Annotated in this window: 7 protein-coding genes; 5 read left to right on the top strand and 2 right to left on the bottom strand. The window is 74.8% G+C overall.

The genetic code is table 11. The features are described from left to right. Nucleotides 1-31 precede the first annotated feature (31 nt). Together K7C98_RS21385 and K7C98_RS21380 are read right to left on the bottom strand one after the other, a co-directional pair. Nucleotides 32-766 carry a metallophosphoesterase family protein gene (locus K7C98_RS21385; protein ID WP_096332686.1) on the bottom strand — a complete coding sequence of 245 codons (735 nt, stop codon included), beginning with the start codon at nucleotides 764-766 and terminating at the stop codon, nucleotides 32-34. Next, nucleotides 766-4,218 (bottom strand): hypothetical protein, encoded by a 3,453-nt coding sequence (locus K7C98_RS21380; RefSeq protein WP_224193563.1) that lies wholly within the window; start codon nucleotides 4,216-4,218, stop codon nucleotides 766-768. The genes K7C98_RS21385 and K7C98_RS21380 overlap by 1 nt, the downstream gene beginning before the upstream one ends. A 49-nt stretch (nucleotides 4,219-4,267) precedes the next feature. Here K7C98_RS21380 and K7C98_RS21375 point away from each other — a divergent pair, with 49 nt between their 5' ends. The 5 genes from K7C98_RS21375 to K7C98_RS21355 all read left to right on the top strand — a co-directional run bounded on the left by K7C98_RS21375 (nucleotide 4,268) and on the right by K7C98_RS21355 (nucleotide 16,547). Continuing rightward, on the top strand, nucleotides 4,268-4,924 hold the full coding sequence (locus K7C98_RS21375) for a hypothetical protein (protein WP_224193562.1): 657 nt from the start codon (nucleotides 4,268-4,270) through the stop codon (nucleotides 4,922-4,924). Nucleotides 4,925-4,966: 42 nt separating this feature from the next. After that, on the top strand, nucleotides 4,967-9,796 hold the full coding sequence (locus K7C98_RS21370; RefSeq protein ID WP_224193561.1) for a tetratricopeptide repeat protein: 4,830 nt from the start codon (nucleotides 4,967-4,969) through the stop codon (nucleotides 9,794-9,796). Further along, the gene (locus K7C98_RS21365; RefSeq protein ID WP_224193560.1) at nucleotides 9,793-14,796 is read left to right on the top strand and encodes a tetratricopeptide repeat protein; all 5,004 of its coding nucleotides are present in this window, start codon (nucleotides 9,793-9,795) and stop codon (nucleotides 14,794-14,796) included. The genes K7C98_RS21370 and K7C98_RS21365 overlap by 4 nt, the downstream gene beginning before the upstream one ends. Nucleotides 14,797-14,972: 176 nt before the next feature. Then, nucleotides 14,973-15,218, top strand: a complete 246-nt coding sequence (locus K7C98_RS21360) for a hypothetical protein (RefSeq protein WP_224193559.1) — start codon at nucleotides 14,973-14,975, stop codon at nucleotides 15,216-15,218. Between the two features lie 642 nt (nucleotides 15,219-15,860). After that, on the top strand, nucleotides 15,861-16,547 hold the full coding sequence (locus tag K7C98_RS21355; RefSeq protein WP_224193558.1) for a hypothetical protein: 687 nt from the start codon (nucleotides 15,861-15,863) through the stop codon (nucleotides 16,545-16,547). Nucleotides 16,548-16,554 lie beyond the last annotated feature (7 nt).

Genomic DNA, 16,554 nt, shown 5'->3' with positions numbered 1-16,554 from the left:
CACCCCCGACCGCGGCGCTCCGCATCGCCGCTCACACCCCGGCGAACAGCCGCGCACCGAAGCTGTCCGACAGCCGCGCGTCGTTGAAGATCTTCCGCGCCGCCGCGCCGACATCGTACTCGACGCGCTTGAACTCGAACTTGCCGCGGCCGGAGTCGTAGATGGTGTAGCTGGCGCGCGGGTCGTGGTCTCGGGGCTGGCCGACCGAGCCGACCGAGACGATGTAGCGGAACTCGGGGTGGATCTCGAATTCCTTCGTCACCACCTCGTACACGCGCTCGCGGCCGATGGCGAACGCCTTGCACAGGTGCGAGTGGCCGATGAACGTGATCTGACCGAGGCTGTCCCAGATCGGGATACAGGTCGCGGCCTGCTCGACGCTGAAGATGTACTCGAACTCCTCGAGGTCGACCGGCGAGCCGTGGCAGAAGTGGGTCGCCCCGTCGCGCTCGAAGTAGTTGAGCTTGCGCAGCCAGTTCATGTTCTCGGACGTGAGCTGGCGAGAGTGCCAGTCGAGCGCCTCGCGGGCCGCGTCGTAGTAGTAGCTGTAGTCCATGCGGCCGGCGACGGCCGCGTCGTGGTTGCCGAGGATCGTATAGCGGGTCACCCGCTTGACGATGTCGCAGCAATCGTTCGGCTGGGCGCCGTAGCCGACGGTGTCGCCGAGGCAGACGAGGGCGTCGATCTTCTCGCGTTCGAACGCCCGGAGCACCGCCTCGAGGGCGTCCAGGTTGGCGTGGACATCACTGAAGATCCCGTAGCGCATCAGTCCCCGACTTCCACTTCGACTTCGTCGATCTCGTCGTCCTCGGCGGCGTCGAGCTCTGGCGCGATCGCGTCCGACGCCAGACGCGAGAAGCGACGTGACGCCTCGGCCTCTTCCCCCTCGGCGTCGTCCCGCACGGCGCCCAGTGTAGCAAGCGCGCGCCTGGCCGCGGAGGATACCGACGGGTCCCCGACCTCCAGCAGATTCTCGACCGCGACCCGGCCCGAACCGCCCGGCCCCGCGCCCTCGGCCTTGATGAGCTCCGCGAGCGCGCGGGCGACCCGCGCCCCCACCACCTCCTTGCGCCCGGTCGGGGTGCTCCGGAGCAGGTTGCACAGCGGCCCGACCACGCGCGGGCCGAGGTTGCCGAGCGCGCGCGCCGCATCGACCCAACCCGCGCTTGGCTCGTCGCCGAGCATCATCACCAGCGGGCCCTCGGCTTTGCGCTCGCCGAGGTGGCCGAGCAGGATGGCCGCGGCCTGGCGCACATGTCGCTGGGGCGCCCGCAGGGCTGCCAGCAGCTCCGGCCCGACGCGGGAGCCGAGCTCGGCCAGCGCCGGCAGCAGACTGACGACCTCGTTTTCCGATAGTTCGGGCAAGGTCCCGATGACCGCCCGGACATCGCCGTCGGACCCGCGCAGCCGCCCCGTCAGCTCGCGCAGGCGGGCCTGCGATCGCGCCTCCTGCACCGGCGGCGCCTCGCGCACCTCCGCGGCCGCCTTCACCTGCGGCTGGCTGGCGCGACGGCCGGTCGTCACCTTGCCGAGCCCGAGCGCCTTCGACAGCTCCGGCGGCGGCGTGAGGTTCTTGTGCTGGCAGAGGTCCAGGATCCCGCGCCAGGCCGCCTCGACCTGCTCGGCGGAGAGGTCCTCGCCGCGGGCGATCGACGCCGTGCGCGCCGCGATGAGCTTCTGCACGAACATCCCGCCGTCGCGCGCCTGGTCGGAGCCGAGCCAGCGGCGCCAGAAGCGGGCCGGGGCCGGCAGCCCGAATTCGATCGCGGCGCCGAGCACGGCGGAGCGGATCTTCTCGTATGTCTCGATCGACAGGCCGTCGACCTCGAGCAGGCGCGCGAGGTTGTCCTTGCGCGAGCCGTGGTCGAGCCGCTCGAGCGCCGTCCAGGCCCCGGCGGCCGACTCGCGGGCGGTCTCCCCGAGCGTCTCGGCGATCGGCGTCCGCGCCGGCTCGAGCCGCTGCACCGTGTTGCGGCCGGACAGCAGCTCGCGGGCGGTGCGGTACGCGTCAGGCGGGAACTCGCCGGTGCCGAGCTGCGCCTGCGCGCTCTCGAGGCACGACGCCGCGTTGCGCTGCAGCTCGGGCGCCGCCAGCTCGCGGATCTGTCCGCCGGGCAGCGCCAGGCGGATCTTGAACTCGAGGGTCAGTTGTTTGAACAGGTCGAGCGTCATCGGCTCGCCGACGTCGACCACCGCGTCGATCACCAGCGACTCGCCCCCGGCCTCGGCCACGCAGCGGACCCCGACCAGCGGATAGCCGAGCCCGCGCAGGTGGATCGGCCGCACCTTCACCGGCGCCGACGCCCACACGCGCGCGGTCGCCTCGTTGACGTTCACCCCGACCTGCACCGCCCCGCCGTCGCGGCCGAGGCTGGCGATCGCGGCCCGCTGCACTTCGGCCCCGAGCCGCACCGGCGGGGGCGTGGGTGCCCGGCTCGAGGCGCGTCCGGACCGCGCCTCGGCCTCGTCGCGCCGCGGCCAGTTCGGCCCGCTGTCGCCCGCCGACTCGAGCACCTGGCGCTTGGGCCAGGTCCCGGTCACCGCCGCCTCGCTGACGCGGTCGCCCGCGCCCTCGAGCCCGCGCCGCGCCGCTGCGTCGGCCGCCTCGACCTGCCGCCGCGACCACGCCCCGCTGCTGTCGGCCGCCCCGGTCTCGGTCGCCTGCCCCGGCAGCACCGCCGCCGGCCGCGGCCCGCCCTCGCCGTTGCCCGGCCGCCCCGGCTGAGTCGGCGCGCTCGGGGACAGCGCCCGGGCCACCGCCGCGCGCAGCGCCGACCGCTCGCCGTCCGCCTCCGCCGCCGGCTCGATCACCGCCGCCGGCTCGATCACCGCCGCCGGCCGTCGCTCCTGTCCGTTCGTACCTGTCCCTTCGAGCACCGCCGCAGGCCGCCGGCCCGCCGGCTCCTCGAGCCCCGCGCGCCGACTTGCCCCCGAGGACATGAGCCCCGAATCATGTCCGTTGGAACCTGTCCCTTCGAGCACCGCCGCCGGCCGCCGCGCTCCCTCGTCCGCCCGCCGACCCGCGACGTCCGGCCCCTCGAGCACCGCCGCCGGTCGCCGCGTCCCCTCGTCCGCGCGCCGGCCCGCGACGTCCGGCCCCTCGAGCACCGCCGCCGGCCTCCGTGCTGTCCCCGACGACATGCCCCCTGCGTCCTGTCCGTTGGAGCCTGTCCCTTCGAGCACTGGCGCCGGCCGCGCCGGGCCGCCCAGGCCCTCGAGAGCGGCGGGGCGCCGGCCCTCGTCCGGCAACGTGCGCCGGCCCGGCGCGTCGGGCCCCTCGAGCACCGCCGCCGGCCGCCGGGTGGCCTCGTGCGCCGCCTCCTGCAGCTCATCCTCGATCGCGCGGGTGCGCCGGCGGCCCGGGAACGTGTCCTCGAGCGACTCGGGCAGGCTGGCCGCGCGGACCACCCGCGCCTTGCGAGCGTCGGCCTCGCTCGGTCCCGACCCCTCGCGTCGCCGGTTCGCCTCGACCGCCTCGCCCGGCCGCGACTCCTCGCGCTTCCTCGCCTCGACCGCGTCCCCCGGCGCCGCGCCGCGCCGCCCCGCCTCGATCTCGCCCGGCCCCGAGCCCTCGCGCCGCCGCCCCGCCGCCAGGGCCGGCCCCGAGCCCTCGCGTCGCCTCGGCTCGACCGCGGTCGGCCCCGAGCTCTCGCGCCGGCGCCCGGCCTCGCCGGCCCCGCCGTTCCTGGCCCCGGGGACATGTCCCTTCGAACCTGCCTCATCGACCCTGGCCTCGAGGCCAGGCGGCTCGCCCTCGCCGGCCCGCCCCGGCTCCTGGACGCGCGACCCCAGCGCCGGACCCGGCCACGGCGACAGCTCCGGCGCCGCCTCGTCCGCCTCCTCGGCCCACGGCGGCGGCACCGGCACGAACGCCAGCTCCGGCTGCAGCAGCCACGGCGCCGCCAGCTCGGGCCGGGCCTTGAGATCGGCGAGGTGGGCCTGCAGCGCGGCGATCAGATCTCCGCGCCGATCGGCGCTGAGCACCAGAGTCGCCGCGCCGCGATCCGGGTCGACCTCCAACCACGCGCCGCCGCCGGTCGCCGGGCGGCGGCAGCGCGAACACGCGCCGACCAGCGGGCCCCCGGTTCGCAGCGTCCCAACCAGCTCGGGCCGCGCCTGACGATCGAGCCAGCGCCACCGTCGGACCGCCACCAGCGAGCCGCACGGGCACGCGTAGAGGGCCTCCTCGGACCAGCTCCAGTCGCCTTGATTGGACACGCGCGCGACCATAGCGTCCGCGCGCGGACGGTGTAAAGCTGCCGCGCCGATGACCGACACGCCCTCGACCCCCCCGGCTGCGCCGGACTCGCTGCCCCGGACCTCCGGCCCCGACGCCGCCGCGCTCGACGCCGCCGTGGGCGATCTCGACCGACAATTGCGCGAGCAGGTGAAGCGCGCCCTCGGCGTCGAGCTCGACGGCTCGGTCACCTCGCTGGCCTTCCTCGACCACTACCTCGGCCTCGCGCGCAGCGAGACCCGCGCGCCGATCCTCGACCTGCTGGCCGCGTCGGCCGGGGTGTACTTCGGCGAGCTGGTGCGCCGCGAGTTCGGCGGCACCTGGGTCGGGCGCGCCGGCGACCCGCGGAACTATCGCCTGCTGCTCGGCGCGCAGTACCTCCATTTCACGCCGGTCGCGCTCGCGCTGGCCGCGATCCTCGGCCGCGAGCCGGACGACGAGGACGTCGACTGCGCGCTCCACCTCGACATCCGGGGCGGCTCCGAGCCTGACGGGGTCAGCGACGCCGCTTTCATCGAGGAGCGGCTGATGGCCGTCCCGCCGGTCCCGGAGGATCAATTCTACACGCTGACCACGCGCTTCGAGACGATCGCCCTGATCGTCGATCTGCTGGCGCAGCGGCGGGCGCAGAGCGGGTCTGAGCCCTACACCTACACCCTCGACGATTATTCCCACGCCCTGTCCTAGGTATTCCGGCCGCGCGCCCCGGTGTAGACTGCCGCCCGAGCGATGCCCGAAACCGCCGAGATGCCCCTGCTCGAGATGTTGCAGGTGCTGTCGCGGACACCGACCAGTGAGCCGCAACTCCGAGCCGTGGTCGCCGTCACGTGTGCGCGCTGGTGTGTCGTGCGCGGCGAGGACGGCGAGGCCCAACGCCTGCTCGCCCACGCCTTGGAGCTGGTGCCGGACCTGCGGCCGGCGATGCGCCTCCTCTACCGGATCTTTCTCCGGCGCGGCGACATCCGCAACTCCGTTCGCTACCTCGATCTCGAGATCCGCGCCACTCGCCACCCGCGCGAGGCGGCCGCGCTGTACCGCGAGCGAGGTCAGCTGGTCGAGACCCACTTCAAAGATCGCGCCGCCGCTTTGCAGTGTTATCAGGCGGCTCTGCGCGCGACCCCGAAGGACCTCGCGGTGCTGCGCTCGGTCGAGGCCGTCACCCTCGCGCAGGGCAACCTCATGGCTCTGGTCGCCAACCTCGAGGCGCAGCTCGAGGTCCTGCACGACCCGCGGGCCGTCGCCGCGGTCGCCCGCGACCTCGCCGTCCTCGAGACGCGCCAGGGCGGCGACCTCAACCTCGCCGCCGCGCTGCTCATCGCCGCCGGCGAGGAGCAGCCCGGCAACCTCCTCCTTATTCAAGACCTGTTCCGCGTCGCCGAGGCGGCCGGCAACGCGGAGTTGATGCTGCGCGCGCTCGAGGCCGAGGCCGACGCCCGCCCGCCCGAGCAGCGCGCCGGCCCGCTGGCCCGCGCCAGCCTGGTGCTGCGCGAGGTTCGCGAGCGCGCCGGCGCCGTCTCGCTGCTGCACGCCGCCGCCAAGCTGCAGCCCGACAACTTCAGCCTGTGGCGCAACCTCGAGGAGCTGGCGATGGCGACCGCGCGCTACGACGTGGCCGTCGAGGCCTGCGCCGGCCAGCTCAAGGCCATCGGCGGCTCCGACCCCGGCGCCGAGGCCGAGCTGTTCTACCGCCTCGGCAAGCTGGCGATGATCCGCCTCGACCGCGTCAGCGAGGGCCTGGGCGCCATGCGGCGCGCGCTCAAGCTGTTCCCGGGCCACACCCCGGCGCTCGAGGACGCCGGCCGCTACCTCATCGCCAACGAGTCGTGGCACCAGCTGCTCGAGCTGCTCAAGCTCCAGGTCGCCACCGCCGACGCCGCCGGCCTCAGCCCCGAGGAGCGCGCCCAGGCCCAGCTGCGCGCCGGCCAGGTGCTCGAGGAGAACCTCAAGGAGCTCGAGGGCGCCCGCCTGCTCTACGAGGAGGCCGTCGCCGCCTCGCCGACCTACCGCCCCGCGCTCGACCGCCTCGAGCGCGTGCTCCTCCAGCTCGGCCGCTTCGACGGCCTGCGCGAGCTCTACAGCGGCGAGCTGCAGCGCGGCGTCGGCGGCCCGCGGCGGATCTTCCTGCTGTCGATCCTCGCCCGCCTGCACGAGCGCCAGGGCGATCCCTCGGCCGCGATCAAGTGCCTGGTCGCCCTGCTCAAGGAGTTCCCGGAGCACCTGCCGTCGCTGCAGCAGCTGGCGCGCCTGCTCGCCCGGGCCGGCCGCGCGCGCGAGCTGCTGCAGGTCACCGAGCAGGAGATCAAGCTGACCATCAGCCCGCTGCGGCGGGCCAAGCTGCTGTTCCGCTCGGCCGAGCTGGCGCTGCAGATGGGCGACACCGGCCACGCCGAGGCCAGCCTGCAGGAGTCGCTCGAGGAGGTCCCGGATCACCCGCCGACCCTCGCGCTGCTCGAGCGGATCCTCCGCGACCGCGGCGACGACGTCGGCATCATCGATCTCCTGCGCCGCCGCCTGCAGCGCGCCGCCGATCCGGCCCAGCGCCTGTCGCTGCACCTCGAGATCATCCACCGCCTGCTCGCCCTCGGCGAGCTGCCGCAGGCGCTCGACGAGGTCGACCTGGTCCTTCAGACCTGGCCCGAACACCTCTCGACCTTGCACACCGGTGAGCGCCTGGCCGCCGCGCTCGGGCGCACCGAGGGGCTGCTCGGCTACCTCGCGCGTCACTTCGATCTGTCGCGCGGCCAGCGGGCGCGGGCGCTGCTGATCTACCGCGCCGCGCTGGTGCGGGCCAGCGATCCCGCCGGGATCTGGGCCGACCCTGGCCAGGCCGAGCAGGCCACCGGCGAGCTGCGCCGGGCCCTCGCCCTGTGGCCGAGCCTCGGCGGCGGCTGGACCACCTTGCTCGAGCACTGCGCCGCCAACGGCGACGGCAGCGAGCTGCGGATCGCGGCCCGCGGCGCGCTGGCCCACGAGCGCGGCCTCGGCAACCGCCAGGCCGCGGCGTTGTTGCTGGCTGAACTTTCGGACAGCCCCGCGCTCGGCGTGCAGTACCTCGAGGCCGCCGCCGAGGCCCGCCCGCGCGACCTCAACACCCAGCTCCGCCTCGCCCGCGCCGCCCGCTTCAGCCGCCGGCCCGACCTCGTGCGCGCCGGGGCGACCGCCGCCCTCGCCATCACCGCCGAGGAGGCGGCCGACCACCCCTTCACCCACAGCCTGCGCTACCGGGCCGCCCGCGCCGCCGAGTCGGCCGGCGACCTCGACGCCGCCGACGCCGGCTACACCGAGCTGCTGGCCAAGGATCCGCGCTACGAGCCGGCGCGCCGGGCCCAGGCGCGGATCGCCGCCCGCCGCAACCTCGCGCCGACCCGCCGCGCCGCCGCCGATCTCAACACCGCCGCCGCCGGCGAGAAGGACTACGTCGAGCGCGCCGCCCTGCTGTGCGGCAGCGCCGACCTGTACCTCCGGGCAGGTGACCTCGACGAGGCCCTCTCGCGCCTCAACGCCGCGCTCGTCACCTGGCCCAAGTACCTCCCGGCGCTCCACGGCAAGGCCTGTCTCTTGGAGCAGCGCGGCAGCGCGGCCGACCTCGTCGTCGCCGCCGACCTGCTCGGCCAGATCGCCGCCCTCGTCAGCGACCCGGCGCACCAGCTCTCGCTGTGCGTGCGCGCCGGCCTGCTCGCCGTCCGCGCCCGCGATCCCGGCCGGGCCTGGCGCGCCCTGGCCCGCGCCCTCGACATCGAGCCCGCCTCCGATCCCGCCTTCTCGGCGCTGTGGCGCACCCGCGAGCAGCACGGCAAGGAGGGCGCCCTGCCGCTGGTCGGCCCGCTGACCCGCCGCTTCGACGCCCTCGCGGCCGCCCGCACGCTCACGCCCGAGGCCGCCCGCGCGATCGCCCGCGTCGTCGAGCTCAGCGACGGCAGCATGGCCGCCGCCGTCCTGCTCGAGCGCGCCGTCCACTCGTTCGCCGACAACGTCCCGCTGCGCGTCGACCTCGCCCGCCTCTACGCCCGCGCCGGCCGCGGCTCCGACGCCGTCGGCCAGCTACAGGAGGCCCTCCAGCGCGAGGCCTCGCCCGAGCTGCGGGCCGTGCTCGAGTTCTTGCTGGCCGACGCCCACGAGCGCTCCGGGGCCCCGGACGCCGCCTTCGAGCACTACCTCGCCGCCAGCCGCGGCGGCTTCCAGTCGTTCGTGGCCCTGCGCGCCGCCGATCGGATCGCCTCCGCGATCGGCACCGTCGACCAGCGCGTCGAGGTCTTGCAGCGCCTGCTCGAGCTCGGCGACGCCGACGAGCGCGTGCGCAGCCTGCGGGCCCTCGCCGACATCGATCGCCGCGTCCGCGGCCGCCCCGAGGAGGCCGCCGGTCTGCTGCGCGAGCTCCTGCGCCTGCGCCCCGCCAACACCGACGTCATCCTCGAGCTGCACGGCCTGCTGATCGAGCTCGGCCGCGGCGACGAGGCGCGCGTCGCCTTGCAGGCCGGCATCGCCGCGCAGCGGGCCCTCCTGCGCGACCGCGGCCTGACGCGCCCGAAGGCCGCCGCCGGCGAGCCCGGCCCCGCCGACAGCGACCCGATCGTCGGCCTCCTGCGCCTGTTCGACGCCGCCGAGGAGTCGGGCGGCGTGTACGTGTGCGCCGCCGTGCTCGAGACCGTCGACCCCGACCTCGTGCCCGCCAGCCGCCGCTGCGAGGTCCTGCAGCCCGCCCCGTGGCCGCTGCCGACCGCGCCCGACAAGCCGCAGCCGTTCTTCACCGTCGACGACCCCGCCTGCGCCGCCGCCGTGCACCTCCTGCAAGCTGGCGTCAAGTACATGTCCGGAATACCAGGTGCTCCGCCGCCGCCGGTCAACCTGGCCCAGCGCCACAGCTTGCCGGCCGCCAGCTCGGTCGCGGTGGTCACCCGCGCCCTCGCCCGCACGCTCGGCGTCGGCGAGCCGCTGCTGTTCCTCAACCCCGGCGACGACAACGGCGTGGTCGCCCACGTCGGCACCGCGCCGGTGCTCCTCATCGGCCGCAAGATCAACGGCGCCCCGTTCTCGCCGGCCTCGCGCGAGGCGATCGGCCGGGCCCTGTTCCGCCTGTCGACCGGCGGCGACCACCTGCACCACGTCATGGACGACGTCGGCGTCATGGCGGTCCTCCACGGCCTCGCCAGCTGCGCCGGCGTCGAGCTCGACGACATCCACCCGCGCGACGAGAGCGTGTCCGACGCGATCATCGAGGGCCTCGCCGGGGCCGGCGTCGCCGTCGACTTCGGCGACGACGCCGAGATCCTGGCGCGCAACCTCCAGCAGTTCTCGCTGCCTGTCCTGCGGGACACCTTGCGTCAGGGCGAGGACCGGGCCGGCGCGATCGCCTGCGGCGACCCGCGGGTGCTGCTGCGCCGTCTGTCCGCCCGCCCCGCCGGGTCCGACTCGGCCCCGCCGCCGATCCTCGCCGTGCCCCGCGCCGCCGCCCTGGTCGCCTACCTCGTGTCCGAGGAGCACCTCGCGCAGCGCCGCGCCCTCGGCTACAACGTCGAGCTCGAGCTCGAGCTGAGCGACGTCGAGGAGCTCCCCGCATGACCGGCCCGCGCAAGCCTCTCCCCCTCGACGAGTGCGGTCGTCCGCTCGACCTCGGCGCCGCCCCGGCCGAGCGCGTCACCGGCAGCGGCCCGCCGCCCTCGCTGCTCGACCTGCCCGACGCCTTCTGGCCGCTCGACCTGCCGCTGGCCCCCGGCGCGCTGGCCTTGCCGGCCGTCGACTGGTGGCTGCTGGCCGACGTCCTGGCCGCCGAGGCCGCGCGCGAGCAGAACCCCGAGCTGCGCGCCGCCCTGACCGGAGAGACAGGTCGAGTCCAGCGCGAGCGCCTCGGCCTGATCGAGGGCGACGAGGCGCTGGCCGCCGGCAGCCCGGCGGTGCGCCAGGTCGCCGCGGCCGTGCAGGCCGTCCGGGCCGACCTCGCGGCTGAACTTACGGACCTGTTCCAGGAGGCAAGTGACGAGGCGCAGCCGGCGACCGCGCGCGCCGCCGCGTGGGTCGAGCACGGCCAGCGGATCGAGGACGCCACCGGCGACGTCGGCCGCGCCTACGCCAGCTACCAGGCCGCGCTCGTCGCCGTCCCCGACCACCCGATCGCGCTCGCCCTCGCCGTCGACGCCGCCATCCTGCTCAAGCGCCACGCCGACGCCCAGCGGCTGCTCTCGACCAACGTGCGCAAGATCGACATGGCCAGCCTGCGCGCCGCCCGGCGCCTCGACCTGGCCCACGTCACCGACGACCCGCGCCAGCGCCGGAGCTTCCTCGAGCTGGCGCACACCGACGACCCGAGCAACGCCACCGCCCTGCGTCGCCTGATCCGCACGATCCGGCGCGACGGCGGCGGCACCCCCTCGGCGCTGTCCGAGCTGTACCGCCGGCTCGCCGGCCTCGCCGAGGATCCGATCACCGCCGCCACCGCCCTGCAGCTGGCCGTCGTCGTGCTCGGCAGCGAACCTGTCCCGAAGGCCCTGTTCGACGACGTGCGCGCCTGGCTCGACCGCAGCAGCGACGAGTCGGCCGCCGCCCAGGGCCTGCTCGACGCCCTCTCCTACGCCCTCGCCGGCCAGGCCCTCGCCCGGCAGAACGGCGGCGAGCCCGACTCCAACTACCTCGAGATCCTGGCCCGCCTGGCGCCGCTGCTCGACGACACCCGCGAGCAGGCGATCGTGCGCGAGCAGATCGCCCGCATGCGCTGGCTCGCCACCCCGCTGGCCGCGCGTCAGAGCGCGATGAACGACGACGGCACCCTGCGCCGCCTGCAGGAGAGCGGCGACGAGGACGTCGCAATCGACCCGGTCACCGACGACGAGGTCGCCGCCTACCGCAAGCTCGAGCGCGACCTCCGGTTCGTGCGCACCCACCTGCCCGAGCAGCGCTGGGTGTGGCAGGCGCTGGCCGACATCTTGCGGGCCACCGGCGACATCGCGGCCCTCGTCTCGCACCTCACCGAGTGGGCCCAGCACCAGCCGCACGGCGCCGAACGGGCCGCGATCCTCGTCCGCCTCGGCTTCGTCCACGAGGAGCTCGAGCGCAACCTCCCGCGCGCCGCCGAGGTCTACGAGCTCGCCGTCGCCGAGGACCCGCGCAGCGCCCACTGCCTGCGCGCGCTCGGCAGCGTCTACGAGAAGATGCGGCGCTGGGCCCAGGCGGCCGCCACCCTGCAGCGGCAGGCGCGGGAGTCGTCCGAGGGCAGCGAGCGGCTGGCCGCGCTGCGCCGGATCGCCGCCATCGCCGAGAACGAGCTCCACGACGTCGACCTCGCGATCGCCACGCTGCAAGAGATCGCCCAGCTCGATCAGGACGACGTGCTCGCCCTCTATCAGCTCGCCGGCCTGTGCCGCACCCACGGCCGCACCCCGGTGCTGATCGGCACCCTGCAGCTGCTCGTCGATCGCCTCGAGGAGAACACCGCCCGCACCGCGATCCTCGTCGAGCTCGGCGAGGCGCAGGAGTTCCACCTCAAGCAGCGCGGCGCGGCGCGCGAGGCCTACGAGCGGGCGCTCGCCTTGACCCCGGGCTACACCCCGGCGCTGCGGGCCCTCGCGCGGATCTACCGCGACAGCGGCGACCTCGACGATCTGCTGCGCCTGCACGAGCCCGAGCTCGACCCGACCAGCGATCCGGCCGTGCTCGCGCTCAAGGCCGGCCGGATCTGCTTCGAGGAGGTCGGCGACATGGACCGGGCGATCGACTACCTCACCCGCGCCTACCGCCTGAACCCCGACCTCGTGCCGGCGCGCGAGGGGCTCTTGCAGCTGCTCTCCGCCAACGGCCGCGTCCGCGACGCCTACGACCTCCTGCGCGCCCAGGATCTGCCGCACAGTCCCGCGCTGCTGGCCGACTATCACTACCGCCTCGGTCTGCTCGCCGAGACCCTGGCCCGCAAGGACGCGCGGCCCGAGAGCGACACCGCCTTCGTCGACGAGGATCGGGCGCTGCAGCACTACCGCGCCGCGCTCGCCGTCCAGCCGCTGCACGGCCTCGCCAGCGAGCGCGCGCGCCGGCTGCTGGTCGCCAACCGCGACATCGCCAACCTGATCCGCCTGCTCGAGGATCAGAGCCAGCACCTGAGCGGCCCGGCCAAGGCCGGCGTGCTCGTCCACCTCGCGCGCCTGCACCTCGCCGAGCGCAACCTCGACGAGGCCCGCCGCACCTACGAGGAGGCCATCGAGAGCACGCCCGACGACGCCATCCTCCTGCGCGAGTACAAGAACCTCCTGCGCAAGGTCGGCGACACCGAGTCGTTGCCCAATCAACGGCTCCGCCTCGCCCGCGTCAGCGAGGACACCCACTACAAGGCGACCTTGCTGGTCGAGTCGGCCGAGGTCCTGCTGCGCAGCGACGCCCCGGAGGACCGCGAGTTCGCCGCCAACGCGATCCTCGGGGCCCTGCGCGAGGATCCCGGCAACCCGTACGCCGTGCGCCTGCTCGAGGGTCTGCTCAGCGATCCGAACAACCCGCTGGCGATGACCGACGCCGTCGGCGCGCGCGCGGTGCGGGCCCAGAGCGACGGCGAGCGGGCCATCTTCTACCTCGAGAGCGCCGAGCTGCTCGAACAGGCAGGCGCCGTCAACGAGGCCCAGCGGGCCTATCGCGCCGCGCTGCGGGCCATGCCGTCGCTGGCCCCGGCCGAGCTCGGGCTGCAGCGCGTCTCCTCCGGCGCCGCGCGCGAGTCGGCCGCGCCCAAGACCAAGGCCGTCAGCGTCCACACCCTCATGGCCGAGGCGCGCGACGCCGCGGTGCGGGCCGGCAACACCGGCAAGCCGGCCGACGCCGAGGTCGCGCTCGGCCTGCTCGGCCAGATCCTCGGCCGCGATCCTCACTACCGCGACGCCATCGGCCTCGCCCGCGCGCTCGCCAGCCAGCTGCCCGAGCCCAAGCCCGCGCTCGACCTCCTGCGCACCGTGTTCGGCCGGATCAGCGACGCCGGCCTGCGCTACGAGCTCGGCGTCTACCTCGGCGAGCAGAGCACCCGCGACGAGGACGCGCTGGCCTACTTCACCGTCGCCGCCCAGGCCCGGCCCGACGGCAAGCAGGCGCTGCGCGGCCTGGTGCGCTGCTACCAGCAGCTCGGCAAGGAGGCCGAGTCGGCGCGCGTCATGGAGCAGCTGCTCGCGCTCTACGACCCCGCCGATCCCTCGGCCGTCGACCTGCGCCTGATCCTCGCCGGCTACCTCGCGCGCGCCCCCGAGACCCTGGCCCGCGCGCTCGACCACGGCCGGATCGTGCTCGCCTCGCGCGGCGACGACCCGCGCGCGATCACCCTCATGGCCAGCCTGCTCGAACGGACAGGTCAGCCCGCCGAGGCCGCCGAGCTGCTCGACCGCCTGTGCGCCCGCGAGCGCGACCCCGATCGCCTGCACGAGCTGTACTTCCGGCGCGCCAGCCTGCTGGCCGAAGTGCCAGGTCGCGAGGCGCAGGCGCTGGCCGCGGTCGAGCGGGCCGCCGAGCTCGGCCCGGGCAACCGCACCACGATCCTCCTGCTCACCCGCCTGCTCGAGCGCCTCGGCCAGACCGAGCGCGTCTCCACCTTCCTCGAGCCGATCCGCCTGGCCATGCTCGGCGGCATCGGCCGCGGCGCGCTCAACCCGAGCGACATCCGCCTGCTGGCCGAGGTCGCCAACCGGCCCAACCCCGCGCTGGCCCAGATGGCGCGGCTCCTCGTCCACGCGCTCGAGCCGGGCGAGTCGTCGACCCTGCCCGACGGCTTCATGCGGCCCGCCTCCGCCCAGGGCCTGCAGGCCGCCTTCGCCACGCCTGCGCTCCGACAACTCCTGTTCTCGACGGGCGAGCTGCCCGACATCAACGACCTGCTGACCTGCGTCGAGACGGCGATGGACCGGATGTTCCCCGAGTTCACCGGCCTCAACGGCGACGAGACCGTGCCGGTCCCGCCCAACGTCGACGCCGGCGCGATCCGCAGCTACCTGCAGCAGTGGTGCCGCCTGCTCGGCATCGAGGACATGGCCGTGCGCGCCACCTCGATCAACAACACCGTCGCCGTCCTCGACGAGGGCGAGGAGCCGACGCTGCGCCTCGGCGTCAACCTGTGGCTGCGCGGCGACCCGATCTCCTGGCGCGGCCTCGGGGCCCTGGCCCTCGCCCGTCGCGCCCTCGGCGGCGGCCGCGTGCGCTCGCTGGTCCCGGTCGAGCTCGACCTCATGATCGCCGCCAGCTTCGAGGTCACCAAGGTCTTCAACGCCATCACCGCCGACCCCGACGCCCGCCGCCTCCGCGACGTCGCCAACAACCTCGGCAAGAACCTCCCGCGCCGCCAGCGGCGCCCGCTCCTGCGCGTCTGCCAGGCCCTCTCGAGCCACCACTTCGAGCCGGCCGCCACCGCCCGCGCCACCCTCACCACCGACCTGCGCATGGCCCTGCTGCTGTCCGGCGACGTCGCCGGCTGCCTGTCCGCCGCCTGCCTCCTCGACGGCTTCGCCAACGGCAACATCAAGCAGCGCATCGTCCTCAGCCGCAACGCCCAGGACCTGTGCGTGTGGATGCTGAGCGACGCGTACCTGGCCCTGCGCAAGGCCGTGGCCTGACCGTGCGGGCATGCTCTCGGGGACATGCCCACACGGACATGTCTCTCCGGACCTGCCCGCCCGCGCAGGTCCGCCGCGGAGCTCGCCCGGCGCCCCGGCCGGCCGCACGGCGAGGCGACGAAACGACCGTCCGCGCGGCGTTCGCCCCGCGGCCCCGGACCGGCTACCATGCCCGGGTGACTCGCCTCTACAACAAGCAGACCGGCGCGCTGATCGGCGCCCTCACGGACGAGCAGCTGCGCGACCTCATCGATCTCCTGGTCGAGGAGAGCGCGGACGACCGCGACTACTACATCGACCGCGACACGCTCGACTACCTGGAGGAGAACCAGGCCGATCCGGAGCTGCTGCGGATGCTCCGCGCCCACGTGCCCGAGGAGGGCGAGGGCATCGACATCGAGTGGCGCGACGAGACCGCCTGAGCCCTTTCGTTGAGCAGGAGCGCGGGGCCAGGGAGAACTGCGGGACAGCGGGCACGACAGCTCTCCGTTGAGCAGGAGCGCGGGGCCAGAGAGAACTGGGTGACGGCGGGCACGGCGCGGCGGATTGGGGCCCTCGCTACGGCGGGCCCCTCCCAGGTCACGTGCTCGGCGCCCTCACCTTCGCCAGACTTCCGGCTGGAGAACGAAGACTCTCGCGCGCACGACGGACGATGGCGCCTGCGCGCGGTGACCTGCGGCTCCGTCCCGCCTGCGTCCCAATCCGCCGCGCCGTGCCCGCCTACAACGACCGTCGCGGGCCCCGCTCGTCGCCGGGTGGCGGACCTGTCCGCTCGCGTCCGTGATCAGCGATTTCCGGGCGACGGACCTGTCCGCTCGGGCGTCGGGAGCTCCGAGGTGGGCCCCGTTCGTCGCCGGACGACGGACCTGTCCGCTCGCGTCCGTGATCGGCGATCGCCGGGCGGCGGCCCTGTCCGCTCGGGCGTCGGGAGCTCCGAGGCGGTCCAAGGGTCGCCGGACGACGGACCTGTCCGCTCGCGTCCGTGATCGGCGATCGCCGGGCGGCGGACCTGTCCGCTCGGGCCTCGGGAGCTCCGAGGCAATCAAGGGCATGGTAAGAGACCCTTGGCGTCGAGACCGCCGGCCGGCGCCGGGGGGGCGATGGAGCTGGAGTACGCCGAGTTCTGCCTGAGCGGCTTCACGCGCCAGCCCTTCGCCGCCAGCGTCGACGCGCTGAGGGCGGTCGGGCAGCGCTATCCCGTGCGGATGTTTTCGATCCGCGAGCCCGGCGATCGCTCGACGACGATTGAACCGGTCGGCCGCGCCGTCGACCTCTCGCGCGCCATGGGGGTCACCACCTGGCACGGCGTCCATGCCGGGGCCGACCCGGGGCTCGTCACCCTGTATCGGCGTCGCGACGGCGGCGCGGACATCGACGGCTACTTGCCGGTCTCGTGGGCCACTCAGCGCTTGCCGGCGCTGTCGCCGATCACGATCCTCGCGGCGTACGCCGACTTCGCCACCGCGGCCGCGCTGGCGCTGCAGGTGGAGGTGTTCACGGTCGGCAACGAGTGGTGCGAGGAGGGCATCGGCGGCGAGGACGTCATCCCGCCCAACCTGCTTGCGGTGTTCGCCGAGCACCACATCACGGCCATCGCCGATGAGCTGCGGGCAGCCGGCGCCGTGCTCGACGGACCGCGCCCCGGGCTCGTGCGCGTGTGGCTGCAGGCGCGCAGCCGCTTCGCCGCCGGGCTCGAGCCGGACCCGCGCGTGACGGAACTGCTCGCCGGTGTCCTTCGCGGGCTCTACTGAGCGCCGC

Origin of the sequence: Nannocystis pusilla, assembly GCF_020073745.1 — a bacterium.
GTDB classification, from domain to species: Bacteria; Myxococcota_A; Polyangia; order Nannocystales; family Nannocystaceae; genus Nannocystis; species Nannocystis radixulma.
The sequence above is the reverse complement of the archived record's forward strand: the minus strand, read 5'-3'. Positions and strand labels throughout refer to the sequence as shown.

Coding starts and splice junctions, on each gene's coding strand:
- K7C98_RS21385 (WP_096332686.1), bottom strand. CDS start 766: ATGCGCTACGGGATCTTCAGTGATGTCCACGCCAACCTGGACGCCCTC.
- K7C98_RS21375 (WP_224193562.1), top strand. CDS start 4,268: ATGACCGACACGCCCTCGACCCCCCCGGCTGCGCCGGACTCGCTGCCC.
- K7C98_RS21370 (WP_224193561.1), top strand. CDS start 4,967: ATGCCCGAAACCGCCGAGATGCCCCTGCTCGAGATGTTGCAGGTGCTG.
- K7C98_RS21365 (WP_224193560.1), top strand. CDS start 9,793: ATGACCGGCCCGCGCAAGCCTCTCCCCCTCGACGAGTGCGGTCGTCCG.